The organism is Bradyrhizobium sp. LeoB3 (assembly GCF_055456055.1).
The window spans coordinates 1-17,664 of the sequence record NZ_JBVBEF010000063.1; the positions used below are offsets into that span (position 1 = coordinate 1).

Below are 17,664 nucleotides of genomic sequence, written 5' to 3' on the forward strand. Positions count from 1 at the left end.
AATCACAGCTGCCACGCGCCCGATATAAAAAGATTCACAGTCTCGTAGGGTGGGCAAAGCGAAGCGTGCCCACCATTGCGGGCGGAATGCTTGATGGTGGGCACGTCGCTGCGCTCCTTTGCCCACCCTACGATCGCGTGCCTAAAATTCCGGGCGGCGGCATACCGCGCCGCCTGCTCAACAACCATGCAGGCCCGGCGGGCTCGGAGCATTGCGTCGCACCTGCCCTGCCCGTAGGGTTGGCGCAACTAACGACAACAATAATCCTGGAGAAAACACCCAATGGCGCGCCTGAAATTCGGAGCCTTCCTCGCCCCGCATCATCCGATCGGCGAGCATCCGCTGCTGCAATTCCGCCGCGACCTCGATTTCGTCCAGCAGCTCGACGAGCTCGGCTATGACGAGTTCTGGTGCGGCGAGCACCACTCCTCGGGCTGGGAGATGATCGCTTCGCCGGAGATGTTTCTGGCCGCCGCCGGCGAGCGCACCAAGCGGATCAAGCTCGGCACCGGCGTGATCTCGCTGCCCTATCACCATCCGTTCAACGTCGCCCAGCGCATGGTGCAGCTCGACTACATGACCGGCGGCCGCGCCATTTTCGGCTCCGGCCCCGGCGCGCTCGCTTCCGACGCGCACACGCTCGGCATCGACCCGATGACTCAGCGCGACCGGCAGGACGAGGCGATCGCAATCATCCGCCGCCTGTTCAACGGCGAGCGCGTCACCGCAAAGAGCGACTGGTTCGTGATGAACGATGCCGCGCTGCAGATCTTGCCCCTGCAGGAAGACATGCCGTTCGTGGTGGCCTCGCAGATCTCACCCTCCGGCATGACGCTCGCCGGCAAATACGGCATCGGCATCATCTCGCTAGGCTCGATGTCGACCCAGGGCCTGATGGCGCTGCCGCAGCAATGGCAATTCGCCGAGGACGCCGCCAAGAAGGCCAGCACCACCGTGAGCCGGTCGAACTGGCGGGTGCTGCTGTCCTGGCACATCGCCGAGACCCGCGAGCAGGCGCGGCGCGAGGCCGGCGCCGGGCTGATGCGCTGGCACAACGAATATAATGTCGGCACTTTGATGCGGCCCGGGCTGACCGCATTCTCCTCACCGGACGAGGCCGTCGACAAGACTGCTTTTGTCGAGGGTGCGGCCTCCACCATCGGCACGCCTGACGATCTCGTGAAGATGATCAAGAACCTGGTGCAGGTCTCCGGCGGCGTCGGCACCATCGTCGGCTTCGCCCATGACTGGGCCAATCCGGAAAACACAAGGCGAAGCTGGGACATGGTGGCGCGCTATGTGATCCCCGAGATCAACGGCTTTATCGAGCCCTTGCGCAAGTCGCAGAAATTCGTGATCGAGAACCGCGCGATCTTCGAACGCGCCGGCCAGGCCGTGATGGCCAAGATCATGGAGAACGACAAGGCCGCCGCTGCGCTCGCGCATACCGGCCCCGGCCGTGTCGCGATCCCCACCGTCAACGCGCCTGATCTGCAGGAAGCCGCCAAACGCAAAGCGTGAGGGTTCGGTCCACCTCTCCCGCTCGCGGGAGAGGTCGCTGCGCCAAAGGCGGAGCGGGCGAGGGCTTTCTCCACTCAAAGAATGTCAATCGCGGAGACACCCTCACCCCGGCCCTCCCGCAAGCGGGAGAGGGAGCGCAACCGCCAGCGCTATTGATCCAACGACACTCCCGCTCCATCATTACTGACACACAGTCATGGTGAAGCAATGCCCTTCGACGGCCGCCTGTTGGCGGGAATCAGCGTGCTGGCGGCGGTGGTGCAGACCAAAAGCTTTGCCCGCGCCGCCGATACGCTCGGCATCACCGCCTCCGGCGTCAGCCGGGCGGTTGCGCGACTCGAAGCGCGCGTCGGCGTGCGGCTGTTCGACCGCACCACGCGCTCGGTGGCGCTGACCGACGAAGGCCGCCGCTTCTATGAACAAGTGGCGCCGCTGCTGGCCGGGATCGAGGACGCCGCGAGCACCGCGTCGGGATCATCAGGCGTGGTCCGCGGCCGGCTGCGCGTCGACATCGATCCCTATTTCTCGCGCATGATCCTCTCTGGCCATATCGGCGGCTTCTTGCGCCAGCATCCGGAGCTGAAGCTGGAATTGATCACGCGCGAGCATGTCGGCGATCTCGTCGCCGATGGCATCGACGTTGCGATGCGCTTCGGCGAACCTCCCGCCGGCCCGCTGATCGCGCGCAAATTGCTGGAGACGCGCGTGCTGACCGTCGCCTCGCCCGGCTACCTCAGGAAGCACGGCCGTCCCAAGCATCCTGGCGAACTGCAGCATCATCCCTGCATCCAGTTCATCGACCCGCTGTCCGGACAGCTCTTCGAATGGGAATTTCATGCGGGCAAGAAAGTTCTGCCGGTGAAGACCTCGAGTGCGTTGGTGCTGACCGACGTCGGCACCATGATCAACGAATGCATCGCCGGCACAGGGATCGCACAACTGCTGGCCATCGGCGTGCAGCCGCTCTTGGACTCGGGCCGGCTGATCGAATTGTTTCCGGACTGGCCGGGCGAGACCTTCCCGCTCTACGCGCTGCATCCCTCGCGACACCACCCGCCGGCGAAAGTCCGCGCCTTCATCGACTTCGCGCTCAAGGCGGCACAGGGCGCAGCCCGTTCGCGTGCGGAGTAATTGATGACCATCGATCACCAGTCACATGACATATCCGCACTGGGATCATCAGTACCTGAGTGAGAGAGTCCATCCAGCAGATCAAACGATCTCGGAAAGGATCGCTCTCAATGGCAACCAGGAAAACCGCTCTCATCATCGGCGCCTCGCGCGGGCTTGGTCTTGCGCTCGCCGAGGAATATTGCGGCCGCGACTACCAGGTGACCGCCACCGTGCGCGCCCCGTCGAAAGCGCTGGATGATCTTGCCGCGCGCTTTCCTGTAAGCCTCGAGATCGAGACTGTCGACACCACCGAGCCGGCCTCCGTCAAGGCGCTGAAGCAGCGCCTCGGGAATCGCATCATCGACACCTTGCTGGTCAATGCCGGCATTTGCCTCGCGCGTGAGAACACGCCGATCGATGCTGATGTCAACGACTTCGTCGCGATGATGGTGACCAACGCACTGTCGCCGATGCGCGTGGTCGAAACCTTCGAGGACCAGGTGCCGCCGCGTGGCATCATTGCGGTGATGTCATCCGAGCTCGGCAGCATCGCCGCCAATCGTGGTTTCTGGGAGCTCTACAGCGCAAGCAAGGCCGCGCTCAACATGCTGATGAAATGCTTCAGCCAGCGGCATCCCGGTGACCCGCGAGCGATGCTCTTGATCGCGCCGGGATGGGTGCGGACCGAAATGGGTGGCAGCCAAGCAATACTCTCGATCGAGGAGAGCATCCCGGCTGTCGTGACCGCGGTTGAGGCCCGCGCCGGCAAACCCGGCCTGAAGTTCATGAGCCGGCACGGCGACAGCCTGCCCTGGTAGCCGATTTCTACCCGCAGCCCGGGTGAAGCCAACGGGTCGCGCGAACGCGCGCCCGATGACAGGCTCCGCGTTACCCGGGTAACCGTGCCGCCGCATAACAACCATCCCGGGTTGCGCTTCGCTTCACCCGGGCTACGGGTCGCACAATCGGCGGCGATCATATCAGGCCAAAGGAGAGAGACATGTACACGCTCATGGGAGTCACGGGAAAGGTCGGCGGCGCCACAGCCCGCGCGCTGCTCGCGGAAGGCAAGCGGCCGCGCGTCATCGTGCGGGATCGCGCCAAGGGCGAGAGCTGGGCCGCACAGGGATGCGAGATCGCGATCGCCGATCTCGGCGATGCCAATGCGCTGGGCCGCGCCTTCGAGGGCGCGGAAGCCGCGTTTGTGATGCTGCCGCCGCTGTTCGATCCCTCGCCTGATTGGCGCGAAGCTAAAGCGATGATCGCTACGTTGCGCGCGGCGCTGACACGCGGCGCGCCGAAACGCGTGGTGGCGCTCTCGACGATCGGCGCCGATGCGCAGCGCCCGAACCTGCTCAGCCAACTCGGCCTGCTCGAGCGCGCGCTCTCGACGATCGCCATGCCGGTGGCTTTCCTTCGCGCCGCCTGGTTCATGGAGAACGCGGCATTCGATCTCGCCTCAGCCCGGGATCGCGGCGTCATCACAAGCTATCTGCAACCGCTCGATCGCGCGGTGCCGATGATCGCCACCGCTGACATCGGCAACACCATCGCCGATCTCTTGCAGCAGCAGTGGAGCGACACCCGCATCGTCGAACTCGAGGCCGCCGAGCGCGTCAGCCCCGCGGCCATCGCAGCGGCGTTCTCAAAGGCGCTCGGCAAGCCGGTTCGGGCCGAGGCAGTGCCGCGCGACCAATGGGAAACGATCTTTCGCGAGCAGGGCATGCGCAATCCGCTGCCGAGAATGCAGATGATCGACGGCTTCAACGAGGGTTGGATCGACTTTGCGGACAAAGGCGCCAATGCCCGCAAAGGCGCGGTGTCGATCGACTCCGTGATCGCCGCGCTCGTGAAGGGCAATACTTCGGCATGAGCTGCCCGTCATTGCGAGCGCAGCGAAGCAATCCATGCTTCCGCAGGTGGTTGCTGTGGATTGCTTCGCTGCGCTCGCAACGACGATGTGGACACAATGGGTGCGACAAATCAACCCGACGGGCAAATCAGTGGAAATGTGTCCATCCCTCTCGCGAAAAATAAATCGCTTAACCCGTCGGGCAAATCAGCACTATGACTCCGCGCGTCTCACGCGAATGAGGGGCGGGTCGCGATCGTCACGAACGTTGCGGTGAGATGCGGTGGACGCGATGCGTGCGACTGACGAGCGCATGCAACGCGGACGGCGAAGTCGTGTGGTCCTGGCGCCCCGACGCTGGCGCTAAGTTTCCTGCGAATAAATTCGCACGAGATGACGGTGGCAAGAAAGCCCGGTCACCGGGGAGAGTACGAAGTAAGCCGTAACACCATCGCGCAGGGAAAGCCGGAATGCTTCGGTTGAACCTGTGGTCCTACCCCCGTGCTTTTTGTTGCACGGGACCCATGGGTGCAACCGGCACCCGGCTTTCCCTGCGCCCTCTGCTGATTGAGAGGGTGGAAAGTGAAGCAAACCTCGGGCGCAACGCGTCGCGAGAACGCGACCTCACATCCTCACGCTGTTTGAAATTTGAATCATAAGTCACGACGACGCCGTCGGGTGGGCAAAGCGAAGCGTGCCCACCATCACGAGCGGAGTGCTGATGGTGGGCACGGCGCTCATGCGCGTTTGCCCACCCTACACCTCTGCAACCGCTTGCTCGCGCCACAACAACTTCCTGTGGTTATGGGTCCCCGCCTTCGCGGGGACGACACCGGCGCTAGATCTATCCCCCGCCCTGATCAAACGCCTTGCGGAGCGCGACGTAGCCCTGCTGCTGCTGGGTCCAGTTGCGGCCGCCGGTGATGGCGCCGTCGATGACGAGGTCGTGGCCGTTGATGAAGGAGGATTCGTCGCTGGCGAGGAACACGGCGGCGTGCGCGATGTCATCGGGCAGGCCGGCGCGCGGGATCGGCTGCGCGGTCTTGTAGACCTCGCGCATCACGGCCGGCGTCTTCTCCGCGGCGTCAGTCGACAATCCCAACGCCTTGCCGAAGATGCCGGTCGCGATCGCGCCGGGCGAGATCGAGTTGACGCGGATGCCGGACTCGCCGAGTTCCATCGCCACGCATTTGGTCAGATGGATCACCGCGGCCTTTGCCGCGCCATAGACCACCGAGGACGAAAAGCCGGCAAGCCGTCCGGCGATGCTGCCGTTGTTGATGATGCTGCCGGAGCCCTGCTTCTTCATGTACGGCGCGACATGCTTCATGCCGAGCATGACGCTGCGCACCAGCGTCGCCATAGCGGCATCGAAACGGTCGACCTCCAATCCCTCGATGCCGCCGGTCTGCGCCGGGCCGCCGGCATTGTTGAAGAGGCAGTCGACCTTACCGAATTTTTCCAGCGTCAACGCGATCAGCGCCTTCATCTGCTCTTCCACGGTGACGTCGGTCTGGCGGAAGATGCAGTTGGCGCCAAGCGCCTTGGCCAAGGCTTCGCCTTCGGCGACGCGCCGCCCGGCGATAACGACCTTCGCCCCCTCGGCGACGAAAACCTCTGCCGTGCGCAGGCCGATGCCGCTCGTGGCGCCCGTGATCACCGCGACCTTGCCGTCCAACCGTCCCATGTCATTACCCTCTTAAGTTGTCGATCGAATTCCATGAACTGGGATATTCCTGCCACAGGCGGAACAAGGCAAGCGGACTGTTCGGTGCACAACGCCGCCGGCTGTGGCCTGCGGCCCTCTGCCGGCCACAAATCGCAGCTTACCCGTCGGTTCGGCCTTATTTTGGATTCGCTGATCACCTGAAGTGACAAAGCCATGAAGAGATTGATCGACGAGTTCAGGTGCGGCTGGCGCGGGGACGCCCCGCCATCGCTCGCGCTCGGCATCGGCTTTGCGATCACCTGTCTGGCGCTGGCGACGACGGTCCGGTGGGGCCTGTCCCAGCTCCGCCCCGACGTATTCTTTACGCCATACTTTCCGGCGGTGTTCTTCGCCGGCGCGTTCGGCGGCTTGCGCATCGGAATCCTGACCGCGCTCGCAGGCGGCCTGCTCGGCCTCGCCCTCAATTTCGGCAGCACGGTCACCGATCCGACGCGGATCGCGTTGCTTTTGATGTTCTGGGTGGTCTGCGGCCTGACGATCTGGGGCGTCGAGCACTACCGCTCGATCGTCGCCGAGCAGCAGCGGATCGCCAAACGCCTGATCGGCGAGCAGGACTACCGCAAGCTCGTGTTCGACGAATTGCAGCACCGGCTGAAGAACAAGTCCTCCACCATTCACGCCGTGCTGCACCAGGCGCTGCAGGACCAGCCGCAGATCTGGAGCCGCATCGATCATCGCATCCGCGCGCTGTCGGCGACCGACGATTTGATCGCGAAGGTTGACGGCAACGGATGCGATATCCAGGACCTCCTGATCTCCGAACTTGGTCCCTACGGCCACGTCCGGTTCAGCCTGAACGGCGATCGCCTGTTCCTGCCGGCGAAGCTGGCGGTGAGCCTGGCCTTGATCTTTCATGAACTCGCCACCAACGCCGGCAAGTATGGCGCGTTTTCCTCCGCGCGCGGCTTCCTGCAGGTATCATGGTCGGTATCCGACGATCGCCTCACCATCACCTGGGACGAGACCGAGGGCCCGGCCGTAGAGAAGATCGGCGAGCCGGGTTTCGGCACCAGGCTTTTGAAATCGGCGCTGAGGCCATTCGACGGCAAGACCGACGTCAGCTATCTCAAGACCGGTATTCACTGCACCATGCAGTGCCGGATTCCCACGGCTTGAGCGCGCTTTTTCGCGCTCCGCGCCGAAGCGAAGGTGAAACGAAACACAGCCGCAAGCACTCGATGATCGGGTTGACGCTCTGTTAATGACGATTGAGGCAGCGCCTGTTGAAATCTCCTATCGACACAGATGTCGCGGTTTTTCTCAGTTCCACTTAACCAAAACTACAAGGGACTTTGCCAAGTTCGCGCGCATGCACAGTCCCACAAAGCACGACTTTCAGATGGCCACGGCGGCGGTCACGAATGAGAGCGAACTCCATTCCGAATTGCGGATTCTGCGCGATGTCGTCAGGTTGTTGCCTGCGGGCGTCACGGTCCAGGACGAGCACGGCGACTTCCTGGTCGTTAACGATGCCGCCGCGGCGCGCTTCCAATTGGCAAGCGATGCAATGGCCTCGCAACTCGACGAACGCCGCGAGACCTGTCTCGAATTGCTACGCAACGGCCGCTCCGCCGTGCTGGAGGAAGCGGTTGCTTCCGGCGCGACCAGGCAGGTGTTCCTCACCGCGCATCGGCCGGTGCGGATCGCCGACCGCAGTCTCCTGCTGTCGACCTCCGCAGACATCACCGAGCAGAAGGCGTTCGAGGATCAGCTATTCCGCTCCGCCTATTATGACGAACTGACCGGCCTGCCGACGCGCCGCGTGATCGAGCACCGCGTCAACAGCCTGTTGCGCCGTGACGATGCAGATGGCCATTTCGCGCTCGCCTTCCTCGACATCGACAATTTCAAGCACATCAACGACTATTACGGCCACGCCATCGGCGACGCGCTGCTGGTCGAGATGACCCGGCGGCTCAGCCTGTCCTTGCGCGAAACCGACATTCTGTCGCGCATCTCCGGCGACGAATTCCTGCTGCTGCTCAATCCGATCCAGACCGAGCAGGAGGTCGCCGACTACATCGAATTCATGTTGCAGCGGTTGAAGGCGCCGTTCTTCATCGACCAGTCGGAGATCTTTGCCTCCACCTCGATCGGCGTGAGCCTTTATCCCGAGCATGGCCGAAGCTACGACGAGCTGCGCCAGAACGCCGACATCGCGATGTATCGGGTCAAGCACGGCGGCAAGGGTGCCGCGGCCTTCTTCGACGCCAGCATGGAAGTCGAGGCCATGGCGCGGATGAAGATCGAGCAGTCGCTGCGGCTCGCGATCCTGGAGAAGCGCTTCTGTTGCGCCTTCCAGGCCAAGGTCGATCTCAGGACGCAGGAGGTCAGGGGCATCGAGGCGCTGGTGCGGCTGCGCGACAATGAGGGCGTGATCCAGGCGCCCGGCACTTTCGTCAACCTCGCCGTCGAGCTCGGGCTGATCGACGAACTGACCCATCTGGTGCTGGCGGAGATCGTGAGATCGATCGACCTGATCAACAACACCTTTGGTCCCGACGCTTCCATCAGCATCAACGTCGCGGCCAAGCAGGCCGCCAATCCCGAATTCATGCGCCCGTTCGCCCGCGCGCTCGAGGAGACGGGATACCCGAAGCGCTTCATGATCGAGGTGACGGAAGACGCCTTCGTCACCAAGTCGCATTTCCAGGAGGAGATCCTGCCGATACTGCGCCGGATCGGCGTCGGGATCTCGATCGATGATTTCGGCATCGGCTATTCGTCGCTGTCGGCGCTCGCCGACATCACCGCCGACGAGATCAAGATCGACCGCTCATTCATCACCGACATCCATAAGCGCCCGCGCAGCCAGGGCATCCTGCGGGCGATCGAGTCCTTGAGCGAGGCGCTCGGCATGACCGTGATCGCGGAAGGCATCGAATCCTACGAGGAACTGGCCTACCTGCAGGCCGCGACCAAGATCCGCTACGCCCAGGGTTACTATTTCTCGAGACCGATCTTCCTGGACGACCTCAAGCCGTCGATGCCGCTGACGAGCGAAGCGCGGGCCCACCTGGCGAGCCGGGCGATGGAGGAGGCGCGTCCCGCTTACACCCGGACAAGCAGGTATCGGCGCTGAGGAGTGGCGCCCCTACAACCATTGCGAGGAAATACTGCAAGATCCCAATTAAGCGTTGAGTAACCGGATTTCCTAACCGCTTGTGACAATTTTCCGTTCTATCCCTGCCTCCCGGGAATTCGGGAAGGCGCAATCCTTCAAAGCACATCCATAGAATCATCCTTCGCGCGAAGGTATTCCGCCGCCATTTCGCCGCGACGATCCGCGGCCCGGTGCTGTGGCTGACGCTCTGCGGCGGATTGCTGGTGACCGCGATCTTTGCCGGCACCATCCTGATGGTCGGCCAATTCCGTGAGCGCGCCCTGCACAACAGCGAGCGCGAACTGGAAAACACCGTGCTGATGCTGACGCGCCACTTCGACCAGCAGTTCGAAGACTCCGCGACGATCGCTTCCGACCTGATCTCACAATTGCGGATTCCGGAGCTTGCCTCGCCCGAAGCGTTCAAAGAACGGATGTCGACCGTCGAAGTGCACCATGTGCTGAGATCGAAGGGCCTGTCCTATCTCGGCGACGTCTCGCTGTTCGACACCGACGTGCACATCATCATCTGGTCCGGACCGCTGCCGGTGCCGAAGCTCGACATATCCGAGCGGGCCTACTTCAAGAGCTTCAAGTCCAATCCGACCACGGAAACCGTTCTCGCCGAAGCGGTCCGCAGCTATCGCAACGGCAAACTCAATACCGTGATCGCCCACCGCTTGACCGGGCACAACGAAATCTTTCTCGGGATCATGACGCGGCGCATCGATCCCGCGAACTATGAGAAGTTCTTTGCTTCCGTCGCTCCAGGCGAGAGCGCCACCATCGCCCTGTTTCACGCCGACGGGACCTTGCTCGCTCGTCATCCGCGCATCGATGAGATGATCGGACGGAATTTCGCTTCCGCCCCACTGATGCGAGAGGTGCTGGCGAAGGGAGGCCAGCATACCCTGCGCATCGAAAGCCCGGTCGATGGAATGAAGCGGCTGGGCTCGGCGGCGCGGCTCGGCCATTTCCCCGCGGTCGTGATCGCAACCAATTCCATCGACGCGGCGCTCGCGATTGGCGTGCCCAGACCAAATTCCTGGTCGTCGCCGCGGCGCTCGCCGCCCTGGTGGTCGCAGGGGTGCTGTTCCAGATCATCCGCGAGATCAACAAGCAAAACCGCCAGGCGCGGCAACGGCTGAAGGCGGAGCGGCAGCGGCTCGATACGGCGCTTAACAACATGATCCAAGGGCTGGTGCAGTACGACGCCACTGGGCGCATCGTCGCCTTCAACCGGCGCTATCTGGACATGTTCCAGCTCTCGACCGACGTCGCGAAGCCGGGATGCCATTTCCGCGACCTGATGCGCCACCGCCAGGCGAAGGGATTGTTCGACGGCGATGTCGACGCATTCTGCACCTCGGTCATGGACAATATCGCCCAAGGTCAGGTTGATCGCCGACTGATCGGTTGCGCGGACGGCCGCTGGTTTTCGGCCATCAGCACGCCGCTCAAGCACGGCGGGTGGATCACCACCGTGGAGGACATCACCGAGCGCTGCAGGCTCGAGCAGGAGCGCGACCGGAACTTCGCGTTCCTGCGCGAGATCATCGACCACATCCCCTCGCAGATCACCGTCAAGGATGCGCAGGACCGGCGCTATCTCCTGGTCAACCGAGTTGCCGAGGAGCAGTTCGGCATTTCGCGCGAGCTGATCTTCGGCAGGACCGCATTCGATGTCTTTCCGGCCGCCTCCGCGCGAATAATCACCTCGGACGACGAAAGGTTGCTGGGATCCACCGACGGCTTCTACAGGGACGAACACCTCTGGAAGACCCAGGCCAAGGGCGAACGCTACATCACCTCGAAACGCATCGGCATCCGCGATCAGGCCGGCGCGACGCGCTATATCATCAACGTCGTCGAGGACGTGACCGAACGCAAGCTCGCGAACGAAAGGATCACCTATCTTGCGCATTACGATGCGCTGACCGATCTGCCGAACCGCGTGCTGTTCCGTGCGCAGATCGCACGCGAGCTCGAAAGGGCAATGCGCGGAGAACGGTTCGCATTGCTTTACATCGATATCGACGAGTTCAAGGCCATCAACGACTCGCTCGGCCATCACGTCGGCGACGAATTGCTGAAGACGGTGGCCGCACGGATCAAGGCCTGCCTCAAACCCGGCGACCTGATCGCCCGGCTCGGCGGCGACGAATTCGCGGTGATCCAGACCGCAGTTGATGCAACGCCTGATGTCGCGGAATTCGTGACGCGGATCCATGGCGCGATCCGGCAACCTTGCGATTGCCTCGGGCATCATCTTTCCACCGACGCCAGCATTGGCATCGCGCTGGCGCCGCAGGACGGCACGGAGCTCGACCAGCTCATCAAGCACGCGGATCTGGCGATGTATGCCGCCAAAGCCGGCGGGCGCCGGACCCATCGCTTCTTCGAGCCGGCAATGGATGAAAGCGCCCAGGCCCGCCTCGCCATGGAGCAGGACCTGCGGCAAGCATGGTGGAAGGCGGTTTCGAAATCCACTACCAGCCGCTCTTGGACTTGAGGACCAATCAGGTCGCGGGCTGCGAGGCGCTGTTGCGCTGGCGTCATCCGGAGCGCGGCTTGATCTCTCCTGCCGAGTTCATTCCGGTGGCCGAAGACACCGGACTGATCAACGAGCTCGGCGACTGGGTGCTACGCACGGCCTGCACGGAAGCGGCCGCCTGGCCATCCCACATTCGGCTCGCCGTCAACGTCTCGCCGGTCCAGCTCAAATGCGAAACACTGGCGTTGCGGATCACGGGCGCGCTCACCGCCTCCGGCCTCGCGCCCGGTCGGCTGGAGATCGAGATCACGGAGGCGGTGCTGATCAGGGACGATGAAGCCGCGCTCGCGATCCTGCACCAGCTCCGCGCCATCGGCGTGCGCATCGCGCTGGACGATTTCGGCACCGGCTATTCCTCCTTAAGCTATCTGAAGCGGTTTCCGTTCGACAAGATCAAGATCGACCGATGCTTCGTCAGCGACATCGAGGTCGACGGTTCCTCAACCATCGTGCAGGCGGTGGTGAATATCGCTGCGTCGCGCAACATGACCACCGCGGCCGAAGGCGTCGAAACCGAGCAGCAGCGAAAACTATTGCGCGAGCTGGGCTGCACGCAGATGCAAGGCTTCCTGTTCAGCGCACCGAAGCCGGCCTCGGAGATCAGGCGATTGCTCGGCATGGACCAGATGGCGGCGCGGGTTTTGGCCTAGAGTCGATCGGGCGGCTATCTTGCGCGACGGCGATGGCGTACAAATATGGGGTGCGAGCCCGACCACGAGGCAATCTGGCCATAGGGCAATGGCGAGTGAACCCATGTCCCCTCTTTCCATCCTCCTCAATGTGCTCTGGATCCTGATCGGCGGCGCGTGGATGGCGTTTGGCTGGCTTGTCGCCGCGATCATCATGGCGATCACGATCATCGGCCTGCCCTGGGCGCGCGCGGCCTTCAATATCGCTGTCTATACCCTGTTGCCGTTCGGTTCGCGGGCCGCGCGCCGCGACGAAATCACCGGTGTGAGCGACGTCGGGACCGGCCCGCTCGGGCTGATCGGCAACCTGATCTGGTTCGTGCTCGCGGGCTGGTGGCTTGCGCTCGGTCACCTCGTCACGGCGATCATCTGGGCGGTCACCATCATCGGCTTGCCCTTCGCCTGGGCGCACCTCAAGCTTGCCGGCATCGCGCTGTGGCCGATCGGCAAGACGATCGTACCCGCTTGATCCGTTACGCAGCCAAGCGGCCGCGATTGTTCTGGGCAAGGATCGGTCGGATCAGCCGCCCGAAACGCTCGGCCTCTTCGTCATGCAGATAGCCGGACAGGCAGAAGGAATGGCAGCCGGCATCGATGAATTGCTGCAGCATGTCGGCGCATTGGAGGGGATTGCCGACCACGGCAATGCCGGCGCCGGGCCGGACCTTGGTGATGCCGGTCCACAGATGCGGCAACAGGAGATCGCCATGCTCGCGCGCAAGCTGCTGCACCCGTTGATTGGCCGCTGAATTGTTGTAGAGCGTCTTCATCTCCTGTTTCTGACGTTCGGTGGCATGACGCACCAGGCGGTCGGCCGCCTCCCACGCGTCCGCTTCGTTCTCGCGGCAGATCACCTGCAGCCGCATACCGAAACCAATCTCCTGCTCGCGGCCGTGGCTGCGCGCCAGCGCCCTGATCTCGGCGATGTTCTGCGCGATGCGTTCCGGCAGATCGCCCCAGAACAGATGCACATCGGAATGTTTCGCCGATAATTCCCATGCCTGCCGCGAGCCGCCGCCGAGATAGAATTTCGGAAACGGCTGCTGCAGCGGCCGCGGCCGGATATGCGCGCCCGACAGCGAGTGGAACCTGCCATTGAAATGCACCGGCCCGCGCGTGGTCCACAGCTCCTTCAGGATCGAGACCTCCTCGTCCATCAGCGCGTAGCGCTCTTCCTTGGCGTAACTGATACCCTCGGCTTCGACCTCGCTCTCGTTCTGGCCCGCGATCAGGTTGATGCAGATGCGCCCGCCTGACATCTGGTCGAAGGTCGAGATCATCTTGGCAAGCAGCACCGGATTGATGTAGCCGGGACGCGCTGCGATCAGCGGCTTGATCTTCGACGACCGCGCCGCCATGAAGGCTCCCGTGATCCAGGCCTCCCAGCACACCGAGCCAACCGGGATCAGCAAATATTCAAAGCCCGCCGCTTCGGCGGCCTGCACCACCCGCTCGCAGAGTTCCGGCGAGCCCGCCACCTGGGCTTCCATCAGCCCATAGGCGGTGGTGTCGCCATGCGTCGGCAAATACCAGCCAAATTCGAGCGGACGCATGACGATCTCCCCAAGCAGATGGCGCTTTTCGCGCGGTTCTACCGGCAGTTTACAGCCTGCATCTCGCCAGACAATCGCTCTCAAGACCGTTGCCGATGGGGGACCAATCGGCTAAATGAACCGTCAGGCACCCGTAGCTCAGCTGGATAGAGCGTTGCCCTCCGAAGGCAAAGGTCACACGTTCGAATCGTGTCGGGTGCGCCATTTATCCCCATTTTACAGCGCGATAGCGCGCCAGAACCGAACGATCCAGATTTGTCTCGTTCGAGCGAGTAAGCGATCTGGATGAGATCCTCACCAGATCGCGGCCGCGAGCGCCGCGAGCAATGCGGGCGGCGTCACCAGCACACCAATTTTCAGGAAGCGCCAGGCACTGACGTCGACCTTTTCCCGCCGCAACGCCACCAGCCACAGGATCGTTGCGAGCGATCCAGTCACCGAGAGATTGGGCCCGAGATCGACGCCGATCAGCATGGCGCTCAAAACCTGCGCCGGGAGGTGGTCCTTGGCTGCGACCGAGCCCGCAACGAGGCCTACGGGAAGGTTATTGGCGATGTTGTCGGCGATCGAGGCGACGATTCCGGCGCTCCAGGCGGCCTCAGTCGGCGATCTCTCGATTCCGGCCTGCAGAAGCGCATTGAGATGGTCAATCGCGCCGCTCTTCAGCAGCGCTTCCACCATCACGAACAGTCCCGCGACCAATGGCAGCACGCTCCAGGAAATGCCTTTCATCACCCGCCGGGGCGACTGGCGGCTGAGCGCGAGCACTGCCGTAGCCGTGACGAGACCGCAAATGAAGGTCGGCAATCCCAATTGCACGTCGAGTGCCGAAGCCGTCAGGAGTACGACGCCGATCGCGGCGATGCCGATTGCGGTGAGCCTGCCGCCGCGGCCGAGCCTGGGATGTGGCACGCGGCTCGCGATGGTCCCTTCAGCGAGCGCGTGGCGCTGGCTGAGGCACAGCACGACATAGGTCACGACAATTGCGGCAACCGAAGGCAGCGCGAACTGGCGCAGCCATTCAAATAGATGCGGCATGCGTTCGCCGAACACAACAAGATTGGCGGGATTGGAGATCGGCAGCACGAAGCTCGCGGCGTTGGCAATGAAGGCGCATGCGAACAGATAGGGCAGCGGATTTGCGCCGGCGGCGCGGGTCGCGGCGTAGACAGCTGGCGTCAATACGATGGCCGTGGCGTCATTGGAGAGGAAGCTGGTGACGAGAATGCCGACGGCATAAACCAGAAGAAACAGCAGCTGCGGCGAGCCGCGCGCATGTTCGACCGCAAAAGCGGCGAGGTAGTCGAACAGGCCTTCACAACGAGCGAGCTCCGCGATGAGCATCATGCCGGTCAGGAAGAAATATACATCGAGGCCCTTGGCGATACCGCGCAGCGCTTCGCTTGCGGTCAGGAGGTTGCAAAGCACCAGCGCGACCGCGCCCGCCATCGCCCAGACCGCCTCGGGCAGGCGAAAGGGCCTGATGATAACGCCGGCGGTTGCCGGGATAATGATGCTCCAAGTCAGAAGCGATTCGTGCGGCGACATCGCCCTCGTCTCCAAAAGAAGGCCGAAAATCATCCCGCCGCGATACTGGAGGTCGGTGGGATCGTTTTCGCCGTTTGTCCCAAATCCGAACCCGAATGCACGCGCGTCTCCGGGAGCGCAAACCAGCAAACCGCAAAACCAACGCCCGCAACCGCGCCGAGCGTGAGGAAGGCCGCGCTGTAGCCTACCTTCACAACGACAAAGCCTGCGAGTGTGGTAGAGAGTGCCGCTCCGACGCTTTGCGCGGTGATAATCGCGCCTTGCGCGACGTTGAAACGTCCAGTGTTTCGCATGAGGTCGGCGACGATCACGGGAAAGATCGCGCCGAGAATACCTGCCCCAATCCCATCCAGCAGCTGTACGGCAAGGAGCCAGTTCCTGTTGTCGGAAAGGGTATAAAGCGCTCCGCGAAGGGGCAGTATTAGAAGCGCAGCGAGGAAGAAGCTTTTGTGGCCCCATCGGTCGGCCCGCGCCGCAACAAGCATCGCCATTGGCACCATCATTATTTGGGCCGCGACGATGCACGCCGACATCATGCTGGTGCCGAGATTCTTGTCCTGAAGCGCGAGCTTTTGCCCGACGAGCGGCAGCATCGCTGCATTCGAGAGATGAAAGAGCGTTACGCAAACCGCAAAGACCAGAAGCGGGCGGCACGTCAGGAGAATGCTAAGGCCTGCCGGCTGCTCGCGGACGCCGTCTGGATTTCTTCCATGTTTCTGCAGCCCACGCGCGAGGTCATGGTCGATCGCATCTTCTGGGAGCGCCAGCACACTAATTAGGCTTGCGATCGTCATCACGCCAAGCACATAGAATACGACCTGAGGCCCGAAAAAGTAGGCCGCGCCGCCCGCAACAGTCGCGGCCGCTGCGTTACCGGCGTGATTGAAACCTTCATTGCGGCCGACGCGGGCCGTGAAGGCGCGATGGCCCGCGACGCCGAGGGAAACGGCCGCTATCGTCGGCGGAAAGATCACGCCTGCCGCGTGCGCGATGCTCTGCGACAGAACAACCGGCCAGAAGCCTGCGCAGAGAGGCAGAATCAGCGAGGCGCAGGTGACAATCAGCGCTGCACACACCATCATTAAGCGCTTTGCCCTTGTCGCATCGACCAGCACGCCGGCCGGGGTCTGCGCAACGAGGCCGGCAAAACCAGCGATCGACATCACCACGCCGATGCTGGCTTCGTCCCATTTTTGTTCGGTCAGGAGATAGACGGCGAGATAGGGACCGAGCCCGTCGCGCACATCGGCCAGGAAGAAATTGGCGGCATCAAGGGCGCGGTTGGCACGTTGTCCTGATTTTGAATCGCTAGACATGTTCGGCCTCGACCCTTGACGTGATTCCGCCAATTCCTTTCAACACGATCCGCTTCAGGCGTGTGTGGCGCGATCGTGCTTGGGCTTTGCCTCGTGCTTGGGCCTCGGCTTGGCCTCCTTGATCGGACGAAGATCATGGCTGTTGGTGCCGATCTCCTTCGCATCCACGACGCGGCCGTGTTTGGTTTCGACGCCCTCGCCTCTAACGGCGATCTTTGCGGCGGGCGCAAGAAGCTCGGCAACCTGTTCAGCCTCCTTCGGTCCGACACGGATGGTGGTGCCGTCGGCGAGCAGCGCGCCGCGGAGTTCGCCCTTCGGGCCGAACAACGGCAGCCGCACCGTTCCTTCGGCCAACATCTTCCTTTTCTCGAGCTTCGGATGTTTGTGATCGTGGTCCGGTCCTTGGTCCACGATACTTGCCCCGCTCGTGAGGGTAACCGCGATCGCCGCGATGAGATCGCCCTTGCGCGGCCGGACGCCGCGAACGCCGACCATGTCGCCAGCTTTCACTTGGCGAGTGAGTTCGGCCTCCATGTGCGGCGGCGTATGAACCAGGACAGGCACCTGCGTCTCGCCATTCATGACGAAGCCGTCGATCTCGCCGTGGGGGTTGAGCAGGAAGCGTTCGACGGTTCCTTTGACTTCCGGCAGGCAATCGGGATCGATCCAGTGCATGTTGTTCTCCT

12 protein-coding genes, 1 tRNA gene and 1 pseudogene are annotated in these 17,664 nt (G+C 62.9%); 9 read left to right on the forward strand and 5 right to left on the reverse strand.

The features are described 5' to 3' along the window. Positions 1–282: 282 nt before the first annotated feature. The 4 genes from ACZXDY_RS30750 to ACZXDY_RS30765 all read left to right on the forward strand — a co-directional run bounded on the left by ACZXDY_RS30750 (position 283) and on the right by ACZXDY_RS30765 (position 4,507). Positions 283–1,521, forward strand: a complete 1,239-nt coding sequence (locus ACZXDY_RS30750) for an LLM class flavin-dependent oxidoreductase (protein WP_464348091.1) — start codon at positions 283–285, stop codon at positions 1,519–1,521. Positions 1,522–1,728: 207 nt separating this feature from the next. After that, positions 1,729–2,652 (forward strand): LysR family transcriptional regulator, encoded by a 924-nt coding sequence (locus ACZXDY_RS30755; RefSeq protein WP_464348092.1) that lies wholly within the window; start codon positions 1,729–1,731, stop codon positions 2,650–2,652. Positions 2,653–2,762: 110 nt separating this feature from the next. Next, positions 2,763–3,452: an SDR family NAD(P)-dependent oxidoreductase gene (locus tag ACZXDY_RS30760; RefSeq protein WP_028162449.1), complete on the forward strand. Its 690-nt coding sequence runs from the start codon at positions 2,763–2,765 to the stop codon at positions 3,450–3,452. A 182-nt stretch (positions 3,453–3,634) separates the two neighbouring features. After that, a complete protein-coding gene (locus ACZXDY_RS30765) occupies positions 3,635–4,507 on the forward strand; it encodes an NmrA family NAD(P)-binding protein (RefSeq protein ID WP_464348093.1) in 873 nt (290 codons plus the stop codon). A gap of 823 nt (positions 4,508–5,330) precedes the next feature. Here the strand turns inward: ACZXDY_RS30765 and ACZXDY_RS30770 are convergent. Next, positions 5,331–6,173, reverse strand: a complete 843-nt coding sequence (locus tag ACZXDY_RS30770) for an SDR family NAD(P)-dependent oxidoreductase (RefSeq protein WP_464348094.1) — start codon at positions 6,171–6,173, stop codon at positions 5,331–5,333. Between the two features lie 195 nt (positions 6,174–6,368). Here ACZXDY_RS30770 and ACZXDY_RS30775 point away from each other — a divergent pair, with 195 nt between their 5' ends. From ACZXDY_RS30775 to ACZXDY_RS30790, 4 genes and pseudogenes are all read left to right on the forward strand, one after another. Further along, on the forward strand, positions 6,369–7,331 hold the full coding sequence (locus ACZXDY_RS30775; RefSeq protein WP_464348095.1) for a sensor histidine kinase: 963 nt from the start codon (positions 6,369–6,371) through the stop codon (positions 7,329–7,331). 223 nt (positions 7,332–7,554) lie between these two features. After that, a complete protein-coding gene (locus ACZXDY_RS30780; protein WP_464348096.1) occupies positions 7,555–9,297 on the forward strand; it encodes a putative bifunctional diguanylate cyclase/phosphodiesterase in 1,743 nt (580 codons plus the stop codon). 455 nt (positions 9,298–9,752) lie between these two features. Beyond that, a pseudogene (locus tag ACZXDY_RS30785) lies at positions 9,753–12,522 on the forward strand (bifunctional diguanylate cyclase/phosphodiesterase). Positions 12,523–12,625: 103 nt separating this feature from the next. Then, on the forward strand, positions 12,626–13,030 hold the full coding sequence (locus ACZXDY_RS30790; RefSeq protein WP_028162454.1) for a YccF domain-containing protein: 405 nt from the start codon (positions 12,626–12,628) through the stop codon (positions 13,028–13,030). 4 nt (positions 13,031–13,034) lie between these two features. On the opposite strand, the gene ACZXDY_RS30795 is transcribed toward ACZXDY_RS30790, so the two are convergent. Continuing rightward, the gene (locus ACZXDY_RS30795) at positions 13,035–14,114 is read right to left on the reverse strand and encodes an LLM class flavin-dependent oxidoreductase (RefSeq protein ID WP_464348097.1); all 1,080 of its coding nucleotides are present in this window, start codon (positions 14,112–14,114) and stop codon (positions 13,035–13,037) included. Between the two features lie 127 nt (positions 14,115–14,241). Between ACZXDY_RS30795 and ACZXDY_RS30800 the strand changes: the two genes are divergently transcribed. Further along, positions 14,242–14,318 (forward strand) — tRNA-Arg (locus ACZXDY_RS30800). A 90-nt stretch (positions 14,319–14,408) separates the two neighbouring features. On the opposite strand, the gene ACZXDY_RS30805 is transcribed toward ACZXDY_RS30800, so the two are convergent. From ACZXDY_RS30805 to ACZXDY_RS30815, 3 genes are read right to left on the reverse strand one after another with little or no spacing between them, the layout of a single operon-like run. Further along, positions 14,409–15,662 carry an arsenic transporter gene (locus ACZXDY_RS30805; protein ID WP_464348098.1) on the reverse strand — a complete coding sequence of 418 codons (1,254 nt, stop codon included), beginning with the start codon at positions 15,660–15,662 and terminating at the stop codon, positions 14,409–14,411. 29 nt (positions 15,663–15,691) lie between these two features. After that, positions 15,692–16,978 (reverse strand): MFS transporter, encoded by a 1,287-nt coding sequence (locus tag ACZXDY_RS30810; protein WP_464348099.1) that lies wholly within the window; start codon positions 16,976–16,978, stop codon positions 15,692–15,694. Between the two features lie 54 nt (positions 16,979–17,032). Next, on the reverse strand, positions 17,033–17,653 hold the full coding sequence (locus ACZXDY_RS30815) for a hypothetical protein (RefSeq protein ID WP_464348100.1): 621 nt from the start codon (positions 17,651–17,653) through the stop codon (positions 17,033–17,035). Positions 17,654–17,664 lie beyond the last annotated feature (11 nt).